Below are 21,242 nucleotides of genomic sequence, written 5' to 3' on the forward strand. Positions count from 1 at the left end.
CGCCTCCTATCTTACTGGAACAGTCCGCTGAAGCCCATGAAGCCCAGGGACAGCATAGCAGCAGTAATTAATGTAAGAGGAACACCTCTGAATGCCATCGGCACGCCATCTTCGTTTTCCAGCTTGCTTCTGACACCGGCAAAGAGAATCATTGCCAATAAGAAACCTACGCCGGCGCCGAATGCGTTGCAGATGGACAGTAAGTATCCGTAACCGGAATCGATATTGTTGATGCAGACACCCAGTACCGCGCAGTTGGTGGTAATTAACGGAAGGAATACGCCCAGCGCCTTGTGCAGGGATGGGATGAATTTCTTCAGCATCATTTCAACCAGCTGTACCAGCGCAGCGATAACCAGGATGAAGACTACAGTCTGCAAATATCCAATATCAAATTTGTTTAAAACCTGCTGAATTGGCCAGGTCGCGATTGTCGCAAGCACCATTACAAAGATAACGGCGATACCCATACCTACCGCGGAATCCAGTTTTTTGGATACGCCCAGGAATGGACAAATACCAAGGAACTGCGCCAATACATAGTTGTTTACAAGAATCATACTCATGATGATAGTAATTGCTTCTAACATACTTCTTCAGCTCCTTTCTGACAATCTTTTTCTTTTCTTGCGCCGCCGCACATTGCAGCCATAGCGCAACCTTCACAGCCAAATTCTTTCTTCTTCAGCGCCTTGCCCTTTGTAAAGTAGTTTACAGCGGCAATGAGCACACCGAATACGAAGAATCCGCCCGGAGCCAGATTGAAAATTCCCATGCCTGGAACGATATTCGTCAGAACTTCCTGTCCGAACAGTGTACCTGAACCGAAGAATTCTCTAATCAGACCCATAACGCCCAGCGCCAGGGTAAATCCAATACCCATACCGATACCGTCCAGTGCGGAGTCAAACGGATTATTTTTGCTTGCAAACATTTCTGCTCTTCCCAAAATGATACAGTTTACTACAATCAATGGAATAAACAGACCCAGTGAAGCGTACAGGGAAGGTACAAATGCCTGCAGCAATAACTGAACAACCGTTACAAATCCTGCAATTACTACAATGTAGCACGGGATACGAACTTTGTCAGGAATGATATTTCGAAGAATAGAGATTACGATATTGGAACAAATCAGTACCGCCATAGCAGATACGCCCATTCCGATACCGTTAATTGCAGAAGAAGTAGTTGCCAGTGTCGGACAAGTACCCAGCAGCAATACAAGTACAGGGTTTTCCTTAATGATACCTTTGGTAAGGATGCTTAACTTGCTTGGTTTCTTTTCCATTATTTAGCACCTCCTACAATCTTATACTGTTCTAATGCGCAGTATACGCCATAGTGTACCGCATTAGAAGAAATAGTCGCGCCGGAAATGTGATTGATGGCAGCTTCATCTTTTGCAGATGTGGAAGTAATCTCATCAGAAGATTTTCCTTCATACTGATACAGATGTCCATCGTGATCGTGGGCTTTGGTTCCAAGACCCGGTGTATCCGCGTGGGCAGTTACCTTAACGCCGGTAATCCTGCCGTCCGCATCAATGCCAATCATCTCAGTCAGCACGCCGCCGAAGGACTTAGTATTTACAGTAATCACCATACCACTTCCATTGTCTGCGATGTAGCACTCCGTTGCATATACCTTGTCAGGATCCGCAACAGCCAACTCGCCGTCATAGGCAGTGAAAGAATCTGCTGCCGGCAGAAGCTCTGCTCTTGCCTCGTTTGCAGATTCAATTGCATTCTTATCGATGATTGGCTTCGCAACACCGTAAGTTGCAGCAAGAGCTGCAGTGATTACTAAACAAATCGCTACTAAAACAACGATAGGTGCAACATATTCTTTGAAAGTATTGTTATTTTTCATTTTTCTTTGCACCTCCATATGTTAATTTGATGCACAGCTGATCAATCAGCGGCGTCATAATATTCATCAGTAAGATGGAGAAGGATACGCCTTCCGGATATGCACCCCAAAGTCTTACAACCATGGTGATGATACCGCAGCCAACGCCCATGATGACTTTACCCAGAGACATAATCGGGGAAGTCACATAATCAGTTGCCATGAAGAACGCACCCAGCATTACGCCGCCTGCGCAAACATGGAAAATTGCCATGTCCAGGGCACTTGCATCCACATCCCCTGAAAAGCTGTAGTACAGGAATGCGATAACAAATACAGTACCGATAAAGCATGCCGGAATAATTGGACTGATGACTTTTTTCCAAATCAGGAACAGCCCGCCAGCCAGCAGCGCCAATGCGGAAACTTCGCCCATAGAACCACCGATGAATCCGAGGAACATTTCAGCGTTGGACGGAAGATCGGCAGCACTGCCTTCCGCAAGCACGCCAAGCGGCGTTGCACTAGTTACTGCATCTGCTTCCGCCATTCTTGGAGTCGGCCATGTGGTCATTTCTGTTGCAAAGGAAATGAACAGCACAATTCTTGCTGTGATAGCAGGGTTTACGATGTTTCTGCCAATACCGCCGTAAAGCTGTTTTACGATGATAATTGCAACAAAGCATCCAATGATTTCCATCCAGTACGGGAAGTTTGAAGGCACGTTGAATGCAATCAGAACGCCCGTCAGAGCGGCAGATAAGTCTCCCGCAGTCTGTCTCTTTTTCATGGCTTTGTTGTAGAGCCATTCAAAGCCTACGCTGGCAACTACGCAAACCAGAGTTAACAGGATTACACGCATGCCAAATACGTAGATACTTACCAAAAACGAAGGCACTAAAGCAAGGATTACCATCAGCATGGTTTTGCTTGTATCCATCTTGCTCACTAAATGCGGTGCGGAGGATACTGCCAGATTATTATAGTATGTCTTATCCATTATTTAATTCCAGCCTCCTTTACAACGCCTTTTCCAAGCTTATTCATGAAGCCCAGAGGTCTTCTCGCAGGACATACATAGGAACAACTTCCGCATTCCATGCACTGCATTACCTGAAGATCTGAAAGTCTCTGTGCATCTCTGCGCTCGTAAGCTTCTGCTAAAGCAGTTGGCAGAAGATTGAACGGACATGCCTTATGGCATCTGCCGCAATTGATACAAGCGGTTTCCTCCGGAATATATGACTTTTCTTTGGAGAATGCCAAGATTGCATTGTTATTCTTCACGATTGGCATTTCGTCGGAGAAAATAGCTCTTCCCATCATCGGTCCGCCCATGATAATCTTCTTCGGCTCAGATTTATATCCGCCACAAAATTCGATTACATCGTGAATCTGTGTGCCGATTGGCGCGATGATATTTTTCGGCTGCGCTACTGCATCGCCGTCAATAGTCATTCTCTTGTTGATGAGAGGCACGCCAGTTCTGAAATACTGTCCGACAAAGGCAACAGATGTAACATTGGAAAGAATAATTCCAAGGTCAGCCGGCAGAACGCCCGCTTTCATTTCTTTGCCTGTAATTTCGTATACCAGTACACGTTCTGCACCCTTTGGATATCTGTCCTGAAGAGTGAAGGTGTGCATGTTGGAAAGCCCCTGCTCTGCAAACATCTGGTCGAGTTTTGCAATTGCATCAGGCTTGTTGGACTCAATACCTACATAAGCTTCGTCCAGATTCAGGTACTTCATGATCAGCTTCATACCGTCGATGATATCTTGCGTATCTTCTAACATACCTCTGTGGTCAGAAGTGATAAACGGTTCGCACTCTGCCGCATTCAGAATTAAAGTATGTACATCGTCAATATTCTTTGGATTGTACTTGATGTGAGTCGGGAAAGAGGCGCCGCCAAGACCTACAAGGCCGCTTGCTCTGACTGCTTTTACAAATCCTGCCAAATCATCTACTTCAGGAACTTTAATGTCCTCACTCATTTCTTGTTTTTTGTCAGTCTCAATTACAACTAACGTGTCATTCCCGCCAACGGCCGAACGCTGGGTCTCGATACCCACTACGGTTCCGGACACGCTGGAATGGATAGGTGCACTTACGAAAGCATCCGTATCACCGATAAGTTGTCCCACCTTGACTGCATCTCCCTTGGCTACCAAGGGTTTACAAGGTGCGCCGATGTGCTGAGACATTGAAATCTTCACAATGTCAGGAATCGGCATAACTTCGGTTTCACAGCCGGCAGTGTTCTTATAGTGACCGGCGTCAATGCTGTGTAAATGCTTTGCATTTGCGCTCATAATTTGAAACCTTCCTTTCTAAAAATAGCTTCCTTATAATCATACATGGTACATTATACTACAACGTTTCGCAAAAATCATTACATTTTTACAAGAAAACCGCATTTCACAGAATTTTCCTACATGTTCTGGATAAATTATGTACGTAACAACATATGCGGCAAGGGATTGGTTCATTCCGCCAGATGGGGGGGAGGCGTGATGCGGCGACCATTCTCATGGACCGACTTTATCAGCCGTCTTTATGAGTCATCTATGGAGGAGGCTATACACACCATAAAAACACCCGCCTGCAAATGCACAAGGCGGGTTAAATGTACGTTAATAAATATATGATCGTTAAATTCCAATCTGCGACCAATCGATATCTGTTTCATCAATAAACCCGCTCTGCTCCGCTTCCTTTAACGCTTCCGCTTCAGAAGCAGTGAGCTTTGTATAGTCCGGATCCCATGCTAGAACCAGTTTCTTGATGAACTCAAGTACAAAGTTTTGTTCGCTTTCAGGTAAGCTCTCCATTAAACGAGCTGCCTCTATTGTTATATTAGACATAAGTTACCTCCTTACTTGTAAATATCTCCTCGATTTCCTATATCAAGTATGAACAATATCTCCAAATCACCTTTAATTCCATATTTATAAATAACTCGCCAAGTCCCGACTCTTAGTCTCATTTGCTCATCTTGACTTCCCTGCATCTGCTTAATATCTCCAACAGGCGGTGTTTTCGTCAGTCCATGAATTGCATCTCTAATACGTTGAACAGACTTTTTGTCTAGCTTATTTAGAAATTTTATTGCACGCTTAGAATATCTAACAATCATTTCTTACCTCCATCCAACTAATCCCCCTATTTTAAGTTCATTATACAATACTCTATTAAGAAAATCACTATAAATTTATGAATTTATTTTGTAATAAATAAATTCTTGAGACTCAAAACGAGATATTTACTTCACCGCACATCCGGCATGCAATATCTGGCAAAACCCAGTCTGCTCTCCTGCAAATATGTACGACTGATTGATACAAAACTTCCATCTATTAATAGGAAGTTACTTTTTTCTATGGCGCTGACCCTGCCCATGTTGACAATCATGCTGTTATGACAGCGGAGAAAATTTTGCGGTAGCGCTTCCATTTCTTCAAACTTTCCGTAAAAGCTGCAAAGCACCTGTCCGCCGGTTCCACGTACCAGCACCTGCCTTTTCTGTTTTTCAAAGTAATAAATTCTGCTGTAGGGAATCACAAAGCGACCGCTTTTATTTTCCAAATGTAACAATCCGTAATGTTAATCATCTAAATTTTTCTTGTACTCCCTTCGCCAAACACTCACCTTTGCTATTTTCCAAAAAAAATAGAACTACAATAGTTTTCTGTAGTTCTTTACTCTATATTTCTTTAATAGTAAAAACAATCAGCTCCGCCTACCCCAAAATATCCATCATCTCGCATTTCAGTGCCCCGGACAGGCGAACGACAATTTCCGCCTGAGCCTTATTGATGTCCTTGCTTTTCCGCTCATAGGCACGAATGGTATTGATTGAAACACCGGACAACCCGGAAAGTTCTTCTTGCGTAAGGCCGCAATCTTTACGAACAATCTTCAGTTTACTGCCTGTCTGTGCAAAATGAGCATCCAGTACTTCATAAAATTTCCGTACATCGGTCTCGTGTAGTGTGTCGTAAAGCCCCTGCAGGGCATCGAAGGATACCGTCTCTAAAATATCCTTGAAGCTACGTCCTGAATACCACTGATAATGAGTCAGTGCCCAGCCAATCCAATACACATCAGATTTTTCATAGGTTTCAATAACGTCTGCGTCAATCTGCTTTCCCACAGTCCGTTCCATAACTTCTGAAAAAAGTTCTATGCCGCTTTTGCCCGCAATATATTTCGGATTTCCGCTTTCAATCTCTTCCGCAATTCCTGACTGAATAAACATATGGAGAAATTCGTCTCCTTTGTAACCAAACTCTATTACAGCGTCATGAAGCATATTTCCGACTGATTTCGCAGCCTTACTCAGATATGTGGCATTGTAAACGGGGGTCATCATTTTTCATATCCTCTCTAATAATATCAAGTATAAACAAATCTTCTCGAAGCATCGCAGGATTTTTCTTTCTCTGTTGATAATTCTGTCTCGCCAAGCTGTCTCTTTGAGCGCGCTTGTAATAGTATTTCCGATAGTCGGCAATTTCATATTGCACAAACTCAATTTTGCTAAATGCTGCAGGAGAAAGCAGCACAACCTGCTCGCCAAGAGTTCCCAGTTCCATAGCAACACCCAAATCTCGTACCGAAATGGTATTGTTAATAAAATCTTCCGCAAAAGAAAAATAAGAATCGTCTGCTCGATACCCCACCATGATATCAACACCCTTGGTATCGGGCAAAAAATACTCCAGCAGATACTCCCTCGCACTTCTTGCTATATTACTGTTGATATCAAACTTGCGGTTCTTCAAAAGAATTGCCAGCCAATTCAATATGTTAAAGTTCCCCTTTGTCAAATGCATCACTTGCATCTCATCAGTATGAAGGATGTACTGATTAGAATAACCGTCCCTTTTTATAGGGCATGCCCACTCCTTTGCCAGTTCCATATTCTCAGTGCAATAAAATCCCTGCCCATAATCATTGTATGACTTTCCAATGCCATACGTAGGAATTTCAACAATCTGCTGTGATCCATGATAAATCGTAATATCCTTACTCATAAACCTCTCCAATCTATAATACCACAGTATCAGTTTTCTTCATTGTAATACTGTGGCATCAGTTTGTCAAGCCCTCAGCCCCGCTAATTCCACTCCCACAAGAAAAAACCGCCGTTCAAAAACTTGCGTAGCTTCTTTCCAACCCTCTATTGACTTTCATCTTCCAGCCGTTTAGAACAAACTTATAAGTTTAAAACTTTAGAGTTTAATAGCAAAGAGAACTTCACATATTTTACTGCAGAGATTATGAACTTCAGAATTTAAATAAACAATATAGTAAAAACAATTTTGAATGTATCATAATTTATGGGCGTCGCCGTGTTGGCAAGACCGCATTGATTAACCAATTTTGCAAAGATAAACCGGCCATCTTTTTCTCCGCTCTCAATGCTTCTTCCCAGGAAAATTTAGAAGCTTTATCGAAAGCAATATATGAGAAACTTCTTTCGTTTTTGGTATTGTTGTACTGCAAAACATATCAGCCATCAGTGCGGGTCATATTGACCGTATTTACGATTCTGTAATCAGTAAATATTTTCTGATTACATGGGTCTTATTTTTAAGCCGGTGTGCCGTGAATATCTTTTTCTTTACGCGAAAGTCTTTGCCAAGGGTCTAAATATCATTACCCTATTTTCTCGAAGAGCGGATTCATCCAAGGGCTGCAAGACTTTGCAAAACAAGGTGAAGTTATGCTTGTCACACTACAGGACATGTATAAATAAAAAACAGTTCTATAATATCATGTTCTTATCTTTCTTCCCTCCATCGTTCAAAGGACAGATATCTGGTTCCCTGAAAAGTCAGTTCCCCTACGTCTCCCTCAGCCAACATGCCGTATTCCGGTCCATTTACGGATAACTCCATACGGTCTCCGCTTTCGACCTGAAATGTCACATAATACCTCGTAGATGAAGTAGTTACAGTCCCACAGGCTTCACCGCCTGTTGCATGATTATGACGAGAAATCGCCGTCCTCCTCGAAACCACTTTCGCAGGCACCGTCAACCTCGGCGACTGATTGTTCTTATTCCATGTACTGACACCCTTTACTGCCGTGACAATAAAGGTTCCAATTACGATTACAAACACGACTATAAACATAACTCCAAATGCACTAAATCCATCACCATAATACATTTTATATATTGCTCCTCTCTACTCCGCAATCTTCACACCAGACGAACAATTTCTATCATTTTTATTATATCATAATCATCATATAAAACTCAATAGATGCTTTCGCATCAATAGTCAAGCATGGGAATTAGCCCGAAGTCTGCCAATCTCTTGTTGCTTATCGCTTTGTTCCCCTTCGTTATAGCCTGCCACCCTCCCTCCACGCACTATCTGCAACGTCTGCGCCGCCAACTTCGCACAAATTTTTTCAAATTCTTGCGACCGCTCCTTGTAATACGCCAACTCAAGGAAGTTATTTTAAGAAAGCGGCGGCGAACGCCAAATCAAGGGATTTTTTAATGAATGCCAGCGCGAAAACCTGTTGATTTTGAAGGGTTGAGCCGTTCTCACTTCACTTCGCCGCAAGAATTCCATAATTTTTCCTTGAAATTGGCGGATTTGCCAGTGCTAACGCAAAAATTTCAAAAAAATCATGCCTAATTGGCGTTCAGTACTTAATCCCCCGTAGCACCCACGGCACAGTACAGTACAGCCACAAAAATCTCAGAAACGTTGACAAATTCAACACTAGCATATCCTCCTCAAAAAAACTGCTGCGCAAATTTCCTCACGCAGCAGTTTCTCTTTCTATTTCCTTTCCAGCTTTCCAAGCCCTTCCGCCCAGTAGCCCCAGCCTTCCGTAATCAGCTTCCGCCCTGCGAACATTGCGGCAAGAGACGGGTCCAGCGCCGGTGCGATCTCCACAACATCAAAAGCCATAATGTTCAGTCCACGGAACAGCTTTTCCAGCAGAGTCAGCGCCATACGGGAAGTCAGCCCACCAAACTGCGGCGTTCCTGTACCCGCAGCATAAGCCGGATCCAGTGCATCAATATCGAAAGTCAAATAAACCTGATTGAACTTTTTCATCTTTTCGATGCAGTCAGCAGCCACCGCTTCAATGCCCTCATGGTAGCAATCATAAGCGGTTTTCACCTGTATATTACCTTCCTTGTAAAGCTCAAACTCATCTGGCTCGATAGAACGGATTCCAATAAAGTACAAATTTTCCAGCGATTTTACGTGAGAAAGTTCCAGCGCTCTGCGCTCAGTGCTGCCATGAGAGAGCAAGTCGCCTTCCAGCGCCTCGCACAAATCCATATGTGCATCTATGTGAATAATACCAAATTCTTCATCGACTGCATCGTTAATGCCTCTCTCCACCGGAATGGTCACAGAATGGTCACCGCCAACCATGGTAAAGCGAACGCCTTTACGTACCAAATCCGCTACGTATTTCTGTACCTCTGCAAAGACTTCCTCTCTGTCGCTGCCCTCAAAGTCTCCACCGTCTACTACATTCAGAGTATCAAACCACGCAAGGCGCTCTGTGCATGGAGTAGAATGAAGGGTATTTGCGCGCAGCATCTGCGGCGCCTCTGCTGCGCCGCCACGATAACTAACGCCTCCGTCATATGGAATACCAAAAATTACCACATCGGCATTTTCCTCTTTCATCTCTGGGCGGTTCAGACCACACCATGAACTTTTATTCTTTGCAAATTCATTTTTTACTTGCATTATATTCACTCCTTTTCATTTACTGCCATACAATTTTAGCAATAACCGTGCCAGAACAGAAACCTTTTCATTTCAACTATTTTTCAACTACTCCGACGGTCTATGAAAAAAAATTTACAACAGAAAGGTAAAATTTTTTACCACACCCTGTTCAGCAGCGTCTGATAATCAATCTGTAGCTTTTCAATTTTATACTTCAGTGCCTGTCTGGTAATCTGCAGGCTTGTAGCCGCCTGATTCAAAGAGGAAGCATTCCTTAAAGTTTTTTCCAGAATTTCTTTTTCATAACGGTTCATCATTTCTGCCAGACTGCCGGAAGGCTCCGCACTGCCGCTTTCGCCCAGCATGCCGCTTCCTGAAATCAAATAATCCGGCAAATCGGTCAGTCCGATGACATCGCCTTCGACCAGATTAAATGCGGACTCCATCACATTCCTAAGTTCCCGCACATTGCCCGGCCAGCTGTAATCCTGCAGCACCTTTTCTGCAAAAGGACTAACTTCCTTCACAGACTTTCCCATCTGCTTATTATACTGCCCAATAAAATGAGAACTCAGCAGCGAGATATCTTCCCTTCGTTTGCGAAGCGGCGGCACCAAAAGCTGCACCACACTGAGACGATAAAATAAATCCTGCCGCATTTTTCCACTGCCGATTGCCTCCTTCGGACTAACGTTCATGGCAGAAATCAGTCGCGTGTCTACCTCCGTGTAAGATTCCGCACCCACTTTCATATATCGCTGCTCTTCTACCGCCTTCAAAAGTTTCGCCTGCAGTTCAAGACTCATGGAATTAACCTCATCCAGAAACAAGGTACCGCCATCGGCAAGCTCGAAGAGCCCCTTCTTGTTTTCCGCACCGGTAAAGCTACCCTTTACCGTTCCAAAAAGCGTACTTTCGATGAGTGCATCGGGAATAGCCGCGCAGTTAAGGGAAATGAACGGTCTCTTTTTCCGCCTTCCATGACTGTGAATTGCCTCGACAATGAGTTCCTTTCCCGTTCCTGACTCTCCAATCACCATGACCGGCGAATCGTTTTTCGCGATTTTCAAAAGCTTTTCCTTCATATATTCCATATCCGGATTCTGCGTCACGATATCATCCGCCGTATAGAGTTTCCTTTTCTTTGAAATATCGTCCGTATCGTCAGGCAACTCTACAGAAAGATCGATACTGCCAATCAGTTCACCGTTATTTTCTATGGGGAATGTGCTGGTCATCGTAGTGTGACGTCTGCCGGACGGCTCCGTCAGGGTCTGTTTCTGATTCAGTACCGGAAGTCCCGTCGCCATGACCTTTGCATGGGTGCTGTTGCCCTCATTCAGTTCAGGATATACCGCAAAAAGATTTTTACCTAAAATATCATCGGTGCGCAGATACTCTTTGTCCTCAGTCACCATCGCAGAGTATTCGATGATATTTTCTTTATTTACAATCAAAATCGCATCAATTCTGCCGTAAAGATTGGCAAATTTTTCCAAACTGTTAATCTGCATTGCTGCTCCACTCCTACTGAATTTTCAAAAATTCAAAGTTTCCCATTCTGTTTCCGATCAGTGTAACCTTTGTCATCCGTTACTCCTTTCCTACTGTGACTCTGCCCAAATCATCTATACCGATTACCTTTTCGCCTGCCTCTCGCAGCGCTTTTACATAGTCTATTACCGATTTGTCCATCACTTCCCCCGGACAAAGAATCGGAATCCCCGGCGGATATGGAATCACTGACGATGCACACACCCTGCCCGCCGCCATTTCCAGCGCAATTCGCTCCTTCTCCTTGGGTACTGGACGCTGCGCAAGGTTCTGAAAATCCCACGCTCCGTTTACATCACGCGCTGCCTGTTCACATGCCCTTTCCGGCACCAAAGAATGCGCTGTAGCAATTTTCCGAAGAGCATCAAGCAGTCTCTCATAGTCACATCGCCTATTTCCGATTCCAGTCATGCACATCACAATATTACCAGTAACCAGTTCTGCAAAAATCCCCTGCTCCATGAGCAGTTCCTCAAGTTCCAATCCGGAAATTCCGTAGGCACTCATGTCCAGATTTATCTTTGTATCGTCAAGCAGCGGATGCCGCATGATCCGCAGCCCATTAATGTCGGCAGCCCTTCCATAAAAATACTGTAAATCCTCTTTCCACTGACGAATCAATGTTTCACCTCTCCTTTCGAGAAGGTCAGCATTAATATCCAGCGACGCCATTAAAAGATAGGACGGGCTGGTGCTTTCAATAAGCTGCAGCTTATCCTCAAAATCATACTTGTCAATTCGGTCTGAGCAAAGGTTTGCCACAGCACTCTGGGTAAAAGACGTCAGCGTCTTATGGGTACTGTTAATCACGATGTCTGCCCCCAGATTTTCTCCCGCTTTTTTCGTACCGGCAAAAGCATCGAAGAACTTCAAATGCGCACCATGTGCCTGATCGACAATCAGAATCTTTCCCGCACGATGTACAACTTCGGCGATGGCAGCTATATCACTGCAGATCCCATAATAATTAGGACTCGGCAAAAGCACTGCGCTGCTGTCAGGATGCTGTACCAAACACCTTTCGATCTCCTCCGGGGTAATCTCTCCGGAAATCTCATATTCTTCTATCAATTCAGGATGCGCATAGACCGGCTGCCCACCTGCCATCATCAAACCGTTAAATACCGATTTATGACAGTTTCTTGCCATGATCAGCTTGCCATCCCTTGGTACCACAGTCATAATAGCCGCAATCAGCCCTGCGCTGCTGCCGTTGATAAGCAGATAACTTTCTTTAGAAGCATACATCGTCTTATACCGATTCATCGTTTCCGCTATAATACTCTCCGCCTGAAAAAGATTGTCTGCCCCTGGTATTTCTGTAATATCCCAGTCCATAAAATGGTCAAGAAATTCCCCATACCCATTTTCCCTATAAATTGCCGCACCTTTGTGCCCCGGCATGTGAAAAGACACTGGCTCCGTCTGCCCATGTGCCTGCAAAAAATCTGCGATGCTCTGTTTCCTGTCCATGTTCATCTCCGTATGTTTGGTTTATTTTCATTTTGGTTTATTTTCACTATTTGATTTCATTTTATCATTGCCCGCACCGCTTGGCAAGAACCAACCCCTGCGAAGACACAGCAAAGGCATGAAACATCCCCATTAAAGCGACGCGGTCTTCTAAGAAACATTTTTCTACGACAAGCACAAACAATATCCGTGCCGATGCAAGCAGATATTTCAATCCGCCAACTTGAGAGGATTTTTTTGCAAGTATTGCGCCCTTCCCTCAAAAAACGCCAACGCAAGAAAAGAAAAATAAAGACGTAAAGTTGGCGTATACAACTTATAGCCTGTTCTTTCATGGGTTTGTCGTGCCTGCGATGGTATCAAGTCATTTTCAATTCCCAGCTGCTCCAAGGCTCTTCCCGCAAGGTCATCATACCAACTTTTGTTGCTGCTATAATTTTGTCTTCTCCATGTTCAACCCACCTCTTTTGTGCTATACTTATTTTATCTGCAACACGCCCACCAAGACAGAAAGGAAATCCCATGGCATACTACAAACCCATTACCTGTAAATCTGCAATGAACCGGATTAACAGCAGATATCTGCCCTTTCATTGGGACCTGAATATTTACCGCGGATGTGCGCACCGCTGCCGATACTGTTATGCCCTATACACCCATGACTATATGGAGGACAATCGTTTTTTTGACACCATTTATATCAAACAAAATGTAGCAGACCGCCTTGCTGCAGAGCTTGCAAAGCCCCAGTGGAAGCGCGAAGTAGTCAACATCGGCGGAATTACTGACAGCTATCAGCCGATTGAAGCTGATATGCAGCTTATGCCAGAAATCCTGAAACTCTTAATCCAGCACAAAACGCCTTGCATCATCTCCACTAAATCAGATTTGATTTTGCGGGACTTTGACCTTCTCGAGCAGCTTTCCCGTATCACCTATGTCAACGTAGCAGCAACCATCACCACGACTGATGAACAGCTTCGTAAAAAACTGGAACCGGGCGGTGTGTCCTCTGTCCGCCGTTTTGCAATGCTCAAAGCTTTTGCACCCACAAAGGTTCATACCGGTCTTCATACCATGCCCATCATTCCGCTCCTTAGCGACAGTGATGAAAATCTGGAAAGTCTTTTTGCAGGCGGCGCAGACGCAAAGGTGGACTACGTCCTGCCTGGTCTTTTGAATCTCAAAGGAAAAACCAGAGACCATTTCCTCGAATTTTTTCACACGGAGTTTCCCGAAAAAATGGACGCATTTTTGACCTTTTACGGCAGAGGCGGCTTAGATAAGGCATACAAAAAGAGCTTTTATCAAAAGCTCTCAAAAATCAATGCAAAGTATGATCTGACCATGGGACACCGCTTGCCCCAAAACCTCCTGCAGCCTGTCGATGACGGCCAGCAGCTGTCACTGTTTTAGATACGTCAAACCCTTCAACTTATCAATCATTTGCTTTACAATGTCTTTACAATTTTAACGCGATTCTCCCACCAATACTTCTGCCTCCACGGTAATCTCCCTAATGCCGCTTACGTCCAGTCTACTCTTGTCCACATCGAAGAGTAGCGGTGTCATTCGCACAAGGTCTGCAAGGTGTTCCTTTCCAATGTCCAAAGTTTTGCTGACAAGCGTTCTGCCTATCATCGCAAAATTTTTTTCAAAATAATCCAGTACTTCCTCATTGGAATAGGATTTATTTCGAAGAAGCGGTGCTGCCGCCTTGCGCAGCTGCGACATATGAGAAGCACCTGGCACGACCTTCACCAGCACACCGCCCGGTTTCAAAATCCGCACAAACTCTTTGTAGTTAGCCGGTGTAAAAACATCCAAAATACAGTCCACACTCTGGTCCTTCATCGGGATATTGGTGATATCAGCTACCATCCATTTGACAGGCTGCGGACTTCTTGCCGCCTGCTTGATTGCCTCTGTTGAAATATCAAATGCCAGAATCTGCCCACTGCTCCCTAGCCTTTCAGAAAGCTGCGCGGCATAATATCCTTCTCCGCAGCCAGCATCCAGCACGACAAAATTTTCATCCTCCGTCTGCTTCTGCGCCGCCCTTTCCTGCACCAGGCGTTCCACTGTTCCCACAACTTCTTCCATAATATGGCTGTAATATCCTGCTTGTAAAAACCGATAGCGACTGGCAAAAAACTCCTTATCATAGCCTTTTAACACTTTATTTTCCTGCAAAAGGTTCACATAGCCCTTTGCCGAAATATCAAAACGGTGCTCTTTCTTGCATACCAAACCACCCCCATGAAAGCGGATTTTCTTTCCGCATCTGGGACACTGGAATAGGCTTTTCACTTCGTAAAACTTATCAATCTTTTCCATTGTGACACTCCCTTTGTCATGCAGACGAATTGCATATTTCCGGAGTTTTCATCAAAAATATGCACATTTTCTATAAACATCGTGCATATTTTCGTTAAAATCAACGAATTTATGCATAAATGACGCCAAAACATCTTCATAAATCCTTTACAATTCAGATAAACATGCATATTTTCAAAGCTTCTCCTCAAAATATGCACACTTATCACTTTAATCATGCATATTTTAGAAAAAAATCAAGAAATTATGCACATCGACCAATACAGCCACTCTCATCGCCAGTGACCTGCCAGGTCATTACATCAGTGGGCTCAGCATTCGTAGTACTGCGTCGTAGAGAAGTCCCCAAAAGCTGCGCTTGCAATCCTCATGATGAATCTCGCGTGACACCCTAAAGGTCTCCAAACAGTCCCTCTTCACGTCCAGCACGGCCTGACAGCCTGACAGCAAAATGCCGCACTCAAAATGAAGAAACAGGCTTCGGTAATCCATATTAATCGTTCCCACCACAGCGACTTTATCATCACTGACAAAGCTCTTCGCATGGATAAAGCCCGGCGTGTACTGATAAATTTTGACACCTGCTTTGATGAGCGGCTCATAGTAAGATCGAGTCAGCCGGAATACAATTTTCTTGTCAGGAATAGCTGGCGTTACAATCCTCACATCGATACCCCGCTTTGCCGCAAGCACCAGCGCTGTCTTCATTTCATTGTCGATAATCAAATATGGCGTGAAAATATACACATAATCTTCCGCTTGATTGAGAATTTCCAGGTAGACATTTTCCCCTACTGGTTCGTCATCCAGCGGCGAGTCGCCGTAAGGCTGCACGATACCCTCCCCGCCAAAAGGTGCCGGATGCCCGGCGTGAGGTCTGAACCTGCTATAATCCTCTTCCGTAGGCAAAAATGCGTTCCACATGTTGAGGAACATCACTGTAAAATTCCATACAGCATGTCCCGCAAGCCGAATTCCGGAATCTTTCCAGTGTCCAAAACGCTCAATTTTATTGATATATTCATCAGCAATATTGTAGCCGCCGGAATAAGCCACCTGCCCGTCAATGACGGTAATCTTTCGGTGGTCTCGGTTGTTGTATACCAGCGACAGGAACGGTCTCATTGTATTGAAACTAAGTACCTTAATTCCTGCCAGGCGCAATTTTTTCTCAAAACCCTTCGGGAGCAAATTCATGCTGCCTACATCATCGTAAATCAGGCGCACGTCTATCCCGGCAGCAGCTTTTTCTTTAAGGATTTCAAAAATGCCATCCCACATTTCGCCTCGTGAAATGATAAAATATTCCATAAAGATAAACTTCTGTGCACTGCGCAGGTCGAAAAGCATATCCTCGTAAACGTCATCACCTAAGGCATAATATTTGCTCTGCGTTCCTTTCCATGCCGGAAAGCCGCCTTTTGCAGCTATGTAATCCACTGTATCCAAAAGTCTGCCGGGTGCCAGATCCGTCAAATCGTCCTCTGGCTGCAAATCCTTTCTGTGCAGCTCCTCCTGCGGATTAATTCTCCATTTTAGCCATCTGGCAGGTCGCTTATTTCCAAAAAACGCATACATCGCCGCACCCAGCACAGGCAGCAGACATATTAGGAGAATCCATGCCGTCTTATATGCTGGATTATCATCTCTCCAGGTAATGAACAGTGCCATCAAAATCGAAGCAACACTAAATCCCAAAGAAACCCAGGTGCTGTACTCCGTCAGCGCCATCAGCGCTATGCCAAACCAGACTAGCTGTATCAGAATCAAAAATCCGGTAATCGTCATTCGATTCACTATTTTGCCAAAAATCTTTCCGGCAGTCGTTTTCATTGCTAAATTCCCTTTCCCAATTACTACATCATTTCCTAGAAAAAGCGGGCGATAACCGCCCGCCAAAATCGCTTTATCTCTAAGCTCGTTTCACTTTTACAGGTTCAGACCCTGACAAACATTGTTCAGAAAATCCTGCACGTTGGTTACAATGCCCTTTGCTGCAAGACTTCCTCGATCTCCCAGCTTATTTGCTGCAAATTCAGAAGTATCTACCATATAAAAATATACTGGTCTGATCGTTCCATCTGCAAGCACTCTGTAGGTAGGCGTCATGTTACCTGTAGCAATGGTGTGCAGAACTGTCGCCATGCCGATTACTGTAGTCGCTTTTCTGACATGGGATCGAATCGTATCCTGCCCTACATAAGTATGTTCATATACTTCCGGCAGCGGTCCGTCATCACGGATAGAACCGTTCAAAACAAACGGAACATCGTTCTTTACACAGGAATAAATAATTCCGTTTTTAATGCCTTCTTTTTCAATAAAAGCCGGGATAGAACCGTGGGTGTTGATACAGTTGATTGTATCCAGGTGATTATAATGTCCATTGACATACGGCGCCTGGGTTTTAATATCAGTACCCAGAGCAGTTCCAAGGTAAGCACCTTCAAGGTCGTGAGTTGCCAGTGCATTTCCTGCCAGAATCGCCTGCACATAGCCAGACTCGATGAGTTTTTCATAGCACTCTCTGGCTTTCGCATCAAAGGAGCAGGCAGGACCCAGCACCCAAACGATATAGCCATTATGTGCTTTTTCATATTTTAAAAGTTCCACAAGCTGTTCATAGTCATAGCTGAAACCCGTCTCCCTGCTTCTGCTCTGGCGGAATGCAAAGGTCTGGGCTCTGCCCGCCTCTTCTCTTTCAAAACAGTCAGCGTGAACATAAATTCCCTCTTCACAATCCTCACTGCGCCCAACAACAACCTGGTCTCCCTGCTTCAGATTTCTAAATTCTCTTACAAAAATTTTGCCATTTTCAAAGACCGGCACGCTGTCCATACGGCTGTCCTCTGCCAAATACCATTTACCACCGACCTTAAAATATTCCGGGTAAATAGATGTAGCATGAAATCCCGCCGGTGCAGCTTTATCCACAGGCGCTGCCACCAGTTTGGCATTAGGTGCGTTTACGAACTTTTCCTGGGAAAAATCCGGTTCAATATATTTTGGTAATTTAAACATCTTTATCTCTTTTCTTCCTTATTTTGTGATTTTCTCTGCACCGCCCATATACTTTCTGAGCGCTTCCGGAATCACTACGCTGCCGTCAGCCTGCTGATAGTTTTCCAAAATCGCAGCTACAGTTCTGCCGACTGCAAGACCGGAGCCGTTGAGAGTGTGGACAAACTCAGGCTTTCCTTTTTCTCTTCTGAAACGAATGCCTGCTCTTCTAGCCTGGAAATCTTCAAAGTTACTACAGGAAGAAATCTCTACATATCTACCGTAGCTTGGCATCCAGACTTCAATATCGTAAGTCATGGCGCTGGAGAAGCCCAAATCACCGGAGCTGAGTCTCACCACTCTATATGGAATGTTAAGGATTTTCAGCACCTCCTCTGCATCAGCAGTGAGTTTTTCCAGTTCATCATAGGAAGTTTCCGGGTCTACGAATTTTACCAGCTCCACCTTGTTAAACTGGTGCTGTCTGATAAGACCTCTGGTATCTCTTCCCGCAGAGCCTGCTTCTGCTCTAAAACAAGGAGTATACGCAGTATAGTAGACCGGCAGTTCCTTTTCGTCCATGATTTCGCCGCCCCGGAGATTGGTTACAGGAACCTCAGCAGTTGGAATCAAGAAAAAGTCTTTCTGCGGAATGTAGAACATATCTTCTTCAAATTTCGGCAGCTGACCTGTTCCAGTCATTGCAGCTCTGTTCACCATAAACGGCGGCAGAATTTCGGTGTAATCTTGGTCGATGGTGTGCAGATCCAACATAAAATTGATCACTGCTCGCTCCAGTCTTGCCCCAAGTCCCTTATATACTGTAAATCTAGCGCCGGAAATTTTTGCAGCTCTCTCAAAGTCCAGAATGTCCAGATCTTCACCTACATCCCAGTGGGCTTTTGGTTCAAAATCGAAGGTTGTCGGCTCGCCAAACTTTCTAACCTCTACATTATCACTGTCGTCTTCGCCAAACTGTACATCTTTGTACGGTGTATTCGGAATGCTGAGCAGCGCATTTTTCAGTTCTTCTTCCAAGACAGAAAGCTGTCCGTCCAGTTCCTTGATCTTACCGGACAGTTCCTTCATCTCTGCCATGATCGCAGTAGTATCTTCTCCTGCTTTTTTCAGCTTTGGAATTTCTCTGGAAACGGTATTCTGCTTATTTTTCATCGCTTCCACTTCTGCTAAAAGCTCTCTTCTCTGCTCATCGAGTTTCTTTACGTTATCAATACCGAAGTCGCCTTTGCCTCTAAACTCTACTCTGGCTTTTACGCCTTCAAAATCTTCTCTGATTCGTTTAATATCTAACATGGTTACACTCCTTTTACCATTTACTATAGCAAATTTTTCTTATATCTAATATACAGGCTGCTCAGCAGGTTTACTTTCTGCTGAATTTCCAGCTGTAAATCTGATGCCAGATCGTAGTCACCCTCGTCCAGCGCATTCTTTGCTCTTGTCAGCAGACACTTTTCTGTGATAGTGTCCTTGGCAATCTCATGTCTGATTCGATCAATTTCAATCCAGTTTTTGATATCATAATCGGAAAAATCGTCAAGATTATGTACCTGCTTGCAGCTCCTGATAAAATTCATCGTATCCGGAATAATTCGGTCATGCAGCTCTGTTTTCCACTGTGACAAGGTCTGCTCACGGTAAGACTCCAGAACAATGTCTGGCATGACATTTCCTTCCTTAAACACTGCCAGTCTTTCCGGGTGTTCATCAAATGCACGAAGGTTTTCCCAAACCGTTGCAGGCGCATGACCAAAGAGGTGGTCACGTTCTTCCTCTGTAAAATCTTCAAACACGTTATACTCACTGCGATATTCCCGCTCTGTTTCCAGATAAAAATCATCCTGCCCGTGTTTTTTGGAGATGGAAGCCTCCAGCTCTTTTGGCGTTTTTCCTGCAGCAAGAACCGCATGCACACCATCTAAGATTGCCATATAGGAAGCTGCAATCACCAGATAGGTGTTGCTCTTCGGATTTGGCGCACGAAGCTCAAATCGAGTTGCCATCGGATTTTTCGGGTCTCTGATTAAACCCACCAAAACGGTTCTGTTTCTGGATGGCTCTGTCACAGCTCTGCCCAGGGAGGTAACGATACAAACCGGCGCTTCGTAGCCTGGCTTCAGACGGTTAAGGGAGTCATTTGATGAACTTACGAAAGGATTGATTACCTCATAGTTCTTCAAAATTCCCATCAGCGCGCCGTAACCCAGTGGATTCATAAAATCCTTACTGAAATCTGCCGGCGCAAACATGCTGACCATCTTACCATTTTTCAGCTTGGCTGCAAGACCCAGATGGGTATGCTCACCACTTCCCGCAACGCCCTCAAAAGGCTTCGCCATAAAGGTTACATCAAGACCGTGTTTAGTAAAGATGTCTCTCACCACGTACTTCACCTGATTCTCATTGTCTGCAGCCTGCATTGCATCTGCATACTTCCAGTCGATTTCAAGCTGCTCCATGACGTGGTCGTAATGCCCGCTGTGACCCATTTTTGCCTTGACGCCGCCGACTTCCTTGTGTCCCATCTCTACTTCAAAGCCATATTTATCTAATAGCATCAGCGTCTCTTCCAGGGCGGTTCTCACCTCTCCGTAAGTACGCTTCCAATACTGTTCTTTCAAAACCTGCGCTGTAAACAGCTGCTCTCTATCCCCTTTGTCATCTGGGGTTTTTACCCAAAATTCCAGTTCAGTGGCACTGGTCAGCACCAAATCTTCAATGTCATCTACACTGTCAATGCCATTGATATACTCAAATACGTAAGGATATGCCGCAAGTTCTTCCATCAGCTTTTTCTTAAAGTGATTGAGCGCATCGCGAAGCACAACTCTGGATCCAACCTCAAAATTGTCGTTGTGTACCAAAAAGGATGGAATTCTAAGAGTTCCGATAGGGAGTCCTGTGCGGTATCCTAAGTGACTGAAATTATAATCCACATACCAGTTCACAGAAAGATCCGGAATGATATCAATCTTTGCATTATTGAGTACTGCAATACCCGGAAGTGCTACACTGGATCCATCAGTCTGCACACCGCCTGCCAGCATCTTATCTATGTCTTCAAGGAACAAATTTACGGGAATCTTTTCGTCGGTATCGTGACCGCCGATATCAATTCCCACCAGGGAAACGAATTGGACTTCTGGATGTTCCTTTAATATCTTTGTAATCTCCTGCGCTGAATGGTTTGCTGCAGGAATCGTAAACAACATTTTATCTAAATCGTAGTCCAGCATATCGTCCTCCTTTATAAGCCAGATTATCTAAAAAATTATATAGAATAA

At 44.4% G+C, this 21,242-nt stretch carries 21 protein-coding genes; 2 read left to right on the top strand and 19 right to left on the bottom strand.

All coding sequences use genetic code 11. From position 1 onward, the window contains the following. Positions 1-11: 11 nt before the first annotated feature. From D1151_RS07970 to D1151_RS08015, 10 genes are all read right to left on the bottom strand, one after another. Positions 12-590: an electron transport complex protein RnfA gene (locus D1151_RS07970; protein ID WP_160202554.1), complete on the bottom strand. Its 579-nt coding sequence runs from the start codon at positions 588-590 to the stop codon at positions 12-14. Further along, positions 584-1,291 (bottom strand): electron transport complex subunit RsxE, encoded by a 708-nt coding sequence (gene rsxE / locus D1151_RS07975; RefSeq protein ID WP_160202553.1) that lies wholly within the window; start codon positions 1,289-1,291, stop codon positions 584-586. The genes D1151_RS07970 and rsxE overlap by 7 nt, the downstream gene beginning before the upstream one ends. Further along, complete coding sequence (locus D1151_RS07980; RefSeq protein WP_161908543.1) at positions 1,291-1,872, bottom strand: FMN-binding protein; 582 nt, start codon at positions 1,870-1,872, stop codon at positions 1,291-1,293. Before D1151_RS07980 ends, rsxE begins: the two co-directional genes overlap by 1 nt. Continuing rightward, positions 1,862-2,851, bottom strand: coding sequence for an RnfABCDGE type electron transport complex subunit D (locus tag D1151_RS07985; RefSeq protein ID WP_161908544.1), 990 nt, complete (start codon positions 2,849-2,851; stop codon positions 1,862-1,864). The genes D1151_RS07980 and D1151_RS07985 overlap by 11 nt, the downstream gene beginning before the upstream one ends. Continuing rightward, entirely contained in the window at positions 2,851-4,167 is a 1,317-nt protein-coding gene (gene rsxC / locus D1151_RS07990) for an electron transport complex subunit RsxC (protein ID WP_160202550.1), read from the bottom strand. Before rsxC ends, D1151_RS07985 begins: the two co-directional genes overlap by 1 nt. A 339-nt stretch (positions 4,168-4,506) precedes the next feature. Beyond that, positions 4,507-4,719 (bottom strand): hypothetical protein, encoded by a 213-nt coding sequence (locus D1151_RS07995; RefSeq protein WP_160202549.1) that lies wholly within the window; start codon positions 4,717-4,719, stop codon positions 4,507-4,509. An 11-nt stretch (positions 4,720-4,730) separates the two neighbouring features. Beyond that, positions 4,731-4,991: a type II toxin-antitoxin system RelE/ParE family toxin gene (locus D1151_RS08000; protein ID WP_161908545.1), complete on the bottom strand. Its 261-nt coding sequence runs from the start codon at positions 4,989-4,991 to the stop codon at positions 4,731-4,733. A 131-nt stretch (positions 4,992-5,122) separates the two neighbouring features. After that, positions 5,123-5,440: a LytTR family DNA-binding domain-containing protein gene (locus D1151_RS08005; RefSeq protein WP_160202548.1), complete on the bottom strand. Its 318-nt coding sequence runs from the start codon at positions 5,438-5,440 to the stop codon at positions 5,123-5,125. Between the two features lie 154 nt (positions 5,441-5,594). Further along, the gene (locus D1151_RS08010) at positions 5,595-6,227 is read right to left on the bottom strand and encodes a helix-turn-helix domain-containing protein (protein WP_207708620.1); all 633 of its coding nucleotides are present in this window, start codon (positions 6,225-6,227) and stop codon (positions 5,595-5,597) included. Further along, positions 6,190-6,891: a DUF3990 domain-containing protein gene (locus D1151_RS08015; RefSeq protein ID WP_201759591.1), complete on the bottom strand. Its 702-nt coding sequence runs from the start codon at positions 6,889-6,891 to the stop codon at positions 6,190-6,192. Before D1151_RS08015 ends, D1151_RS08010 begins: the two co-directional genes overlap by 38 nt. A 227-nt stretch (positions 6,892-7,118) precedes the next feature. Here D1151_RS08015 and D1151_RS17330 point away from each other — a divergent pair, with 227 nt between their 5' ends. After that, positions 7,119-7,415 (top strand): ATP-binding protein, encoded by a 297-nt coding sequence (locus D1151_RS17330; RefSeq protein WP_160202567.1) that lies wholly within the window; start codon positions 7,119-7,121, stop codon positions 7,413-7,415. Positions 7,416-7,641: 226 nt separating this feature from the next. Here the strand turns inward: D1151_RS17330 and D1151_RS08025 are convergent, their stop codons facing one another. The 4 genes from D1151_RS08025 to D1151_RS08040 all read right to left on the bottom strand — a co-directional run bounded on the left by D1151_RS08025 (position 7,642) and on the right by D1151_RS08040 (position 12,600). Further along, complete coding sequence (locus D1151_RS08025; RefSeq protein WP_160202546.1) at positions 7,642-8,031, bottom strand: DUF2500 domain-containing protein; 390 nt, start codon at positions 8,029-8,031, stop codon at positions 7,642-7,644. Between the two features lie 627 nt (positions 8,032-8,658). Next, positions 8,659-9,591, bottom strand: a complete 933-nt coding sequence (gene speB, locus D1151_RS08030) for an agmatinase (RefSeq protein ID WP_160202545.1) — start codon at positions 9,589-9,591, stop codon at positions 8,659-8,661. Positions 9,592-9,728: 137 nt separating this feature from the next. After that, positions 9,729-11,087: a sigma-54-dependent Fis family transcriptional regulator gene (locus D1151_RS08035; RefSeq protein ID WP_161908547.1), complete on the bottom strand. Its 1,359-nt coding sequence runs from the start codon at positions 11,085-11,087 to the stop codon at positions 9,729-9,731. 79 nt (positions 11,088-11,166) lie between these two features. Then, entirely contained in the window at positions 11,167-12,600 is a 1,434-nt protein-coding gene (locus D1151_RS08040) for an aminotransferase class I/II-fold pyridoxal phosphate-dependent enzyme (protein WP_161908548.1), read from the bottom strand. A 522-nt stretch (positions 12,601-13,122) separates the two neighbouring features. Here D1151_RS08040 and D1151_RS08045 point away from each other — a divergent pair. After that, positions 13,123-14,016, top strand: a complete 894-nt coding sequence (locus tag D1151_RS08045) for a radical SAM protein (RefSeq protein WP_161908549.1) — start codon at positions 13,123-13,125, stop codon at positions 14,014-14,016. 54 nt (positions 14,017-14,070) lie between these two features. Here the strand turns inward: D1151_RS08045 and D1151_RS08050 are convergent, their stop codons facing one another. The 5 genes from D1151_RS08050 to D1151_RS08070 all read right to left on the bottom strand — a co-directional run bounded on the left by D1151_RS08050 (position 14,071) and on the right by D1151_RS08070 (position 21,194). Further along, positions 14,071-14,937 (bottom strand): methyltransferase domain-containing protein, encoded by an 867-nt coding sequence (locus tag D1151_RS08050; RefSeq protein WP_160202540.1) that lies wholly within the window; start codon positions 14,935-14,937, stop codon positions 14,071-14,073. Positions 14,938-15,234: 297 nt separating this feature from the next. Next, positions 15,235-16,770: a cardiolipin synthase gene (cls, locus tag D1151_RS08055; protein WP_161908550.1), complete on the bottom strand. Its 1,536-nt coding sequence runs from the start codon at positions 16,768-16,770 to the stop codon at positions 15,235-15,237. 96 nt (positions 16,771-16,866) lie between these two features. Beyond that, entirely contained in the window at positions 16,867-17,958 is a 1,092-nt protein-coding gene (locus D1151_RS08060; protein WP_161908551.1) for a hypothetical protein, read from the bottom strand. 18 nt (positions 17,959-17,976) lie between these two features. Then, a complete protein-coding gene (serS, locus tag D1151_RS08065) occupies positions 17,977-19,251 on the bottom strand; it encodes a serine--tRNA ligase (protein ID WP_160202537.1) in 1,275 nt (424 codons plus the stop codon). A gap of 23 nt (positions 19,252-19,274) precedes the next feature. Further along, positions 19,275-21,194 carry a glutamine synthetase gene (locus D1151_RS08070; protein WP_160202536.1) on the bottom strand — a complete coding sequence of 640 codons (1,920 nt, stop codon included), beginning with the start codon at positions 21,192-21,194 and terminating at the stop codon, positions 19,275-19,277. Positions 21,195-21,242: the final 48 nt, after the last annotated feature.

The sequence above is a fragment of the Emergencia sp. 1XD21-10 genome, from assembly GCF_009936045.1.
GTDB classification, from domain to species: domain Bacteria; phylum Bacillota; class Clostridia; order Peptostreptococcales; family Anaerovoracaceae; genus Senimuribacter; species Senimuribacter intestinalis.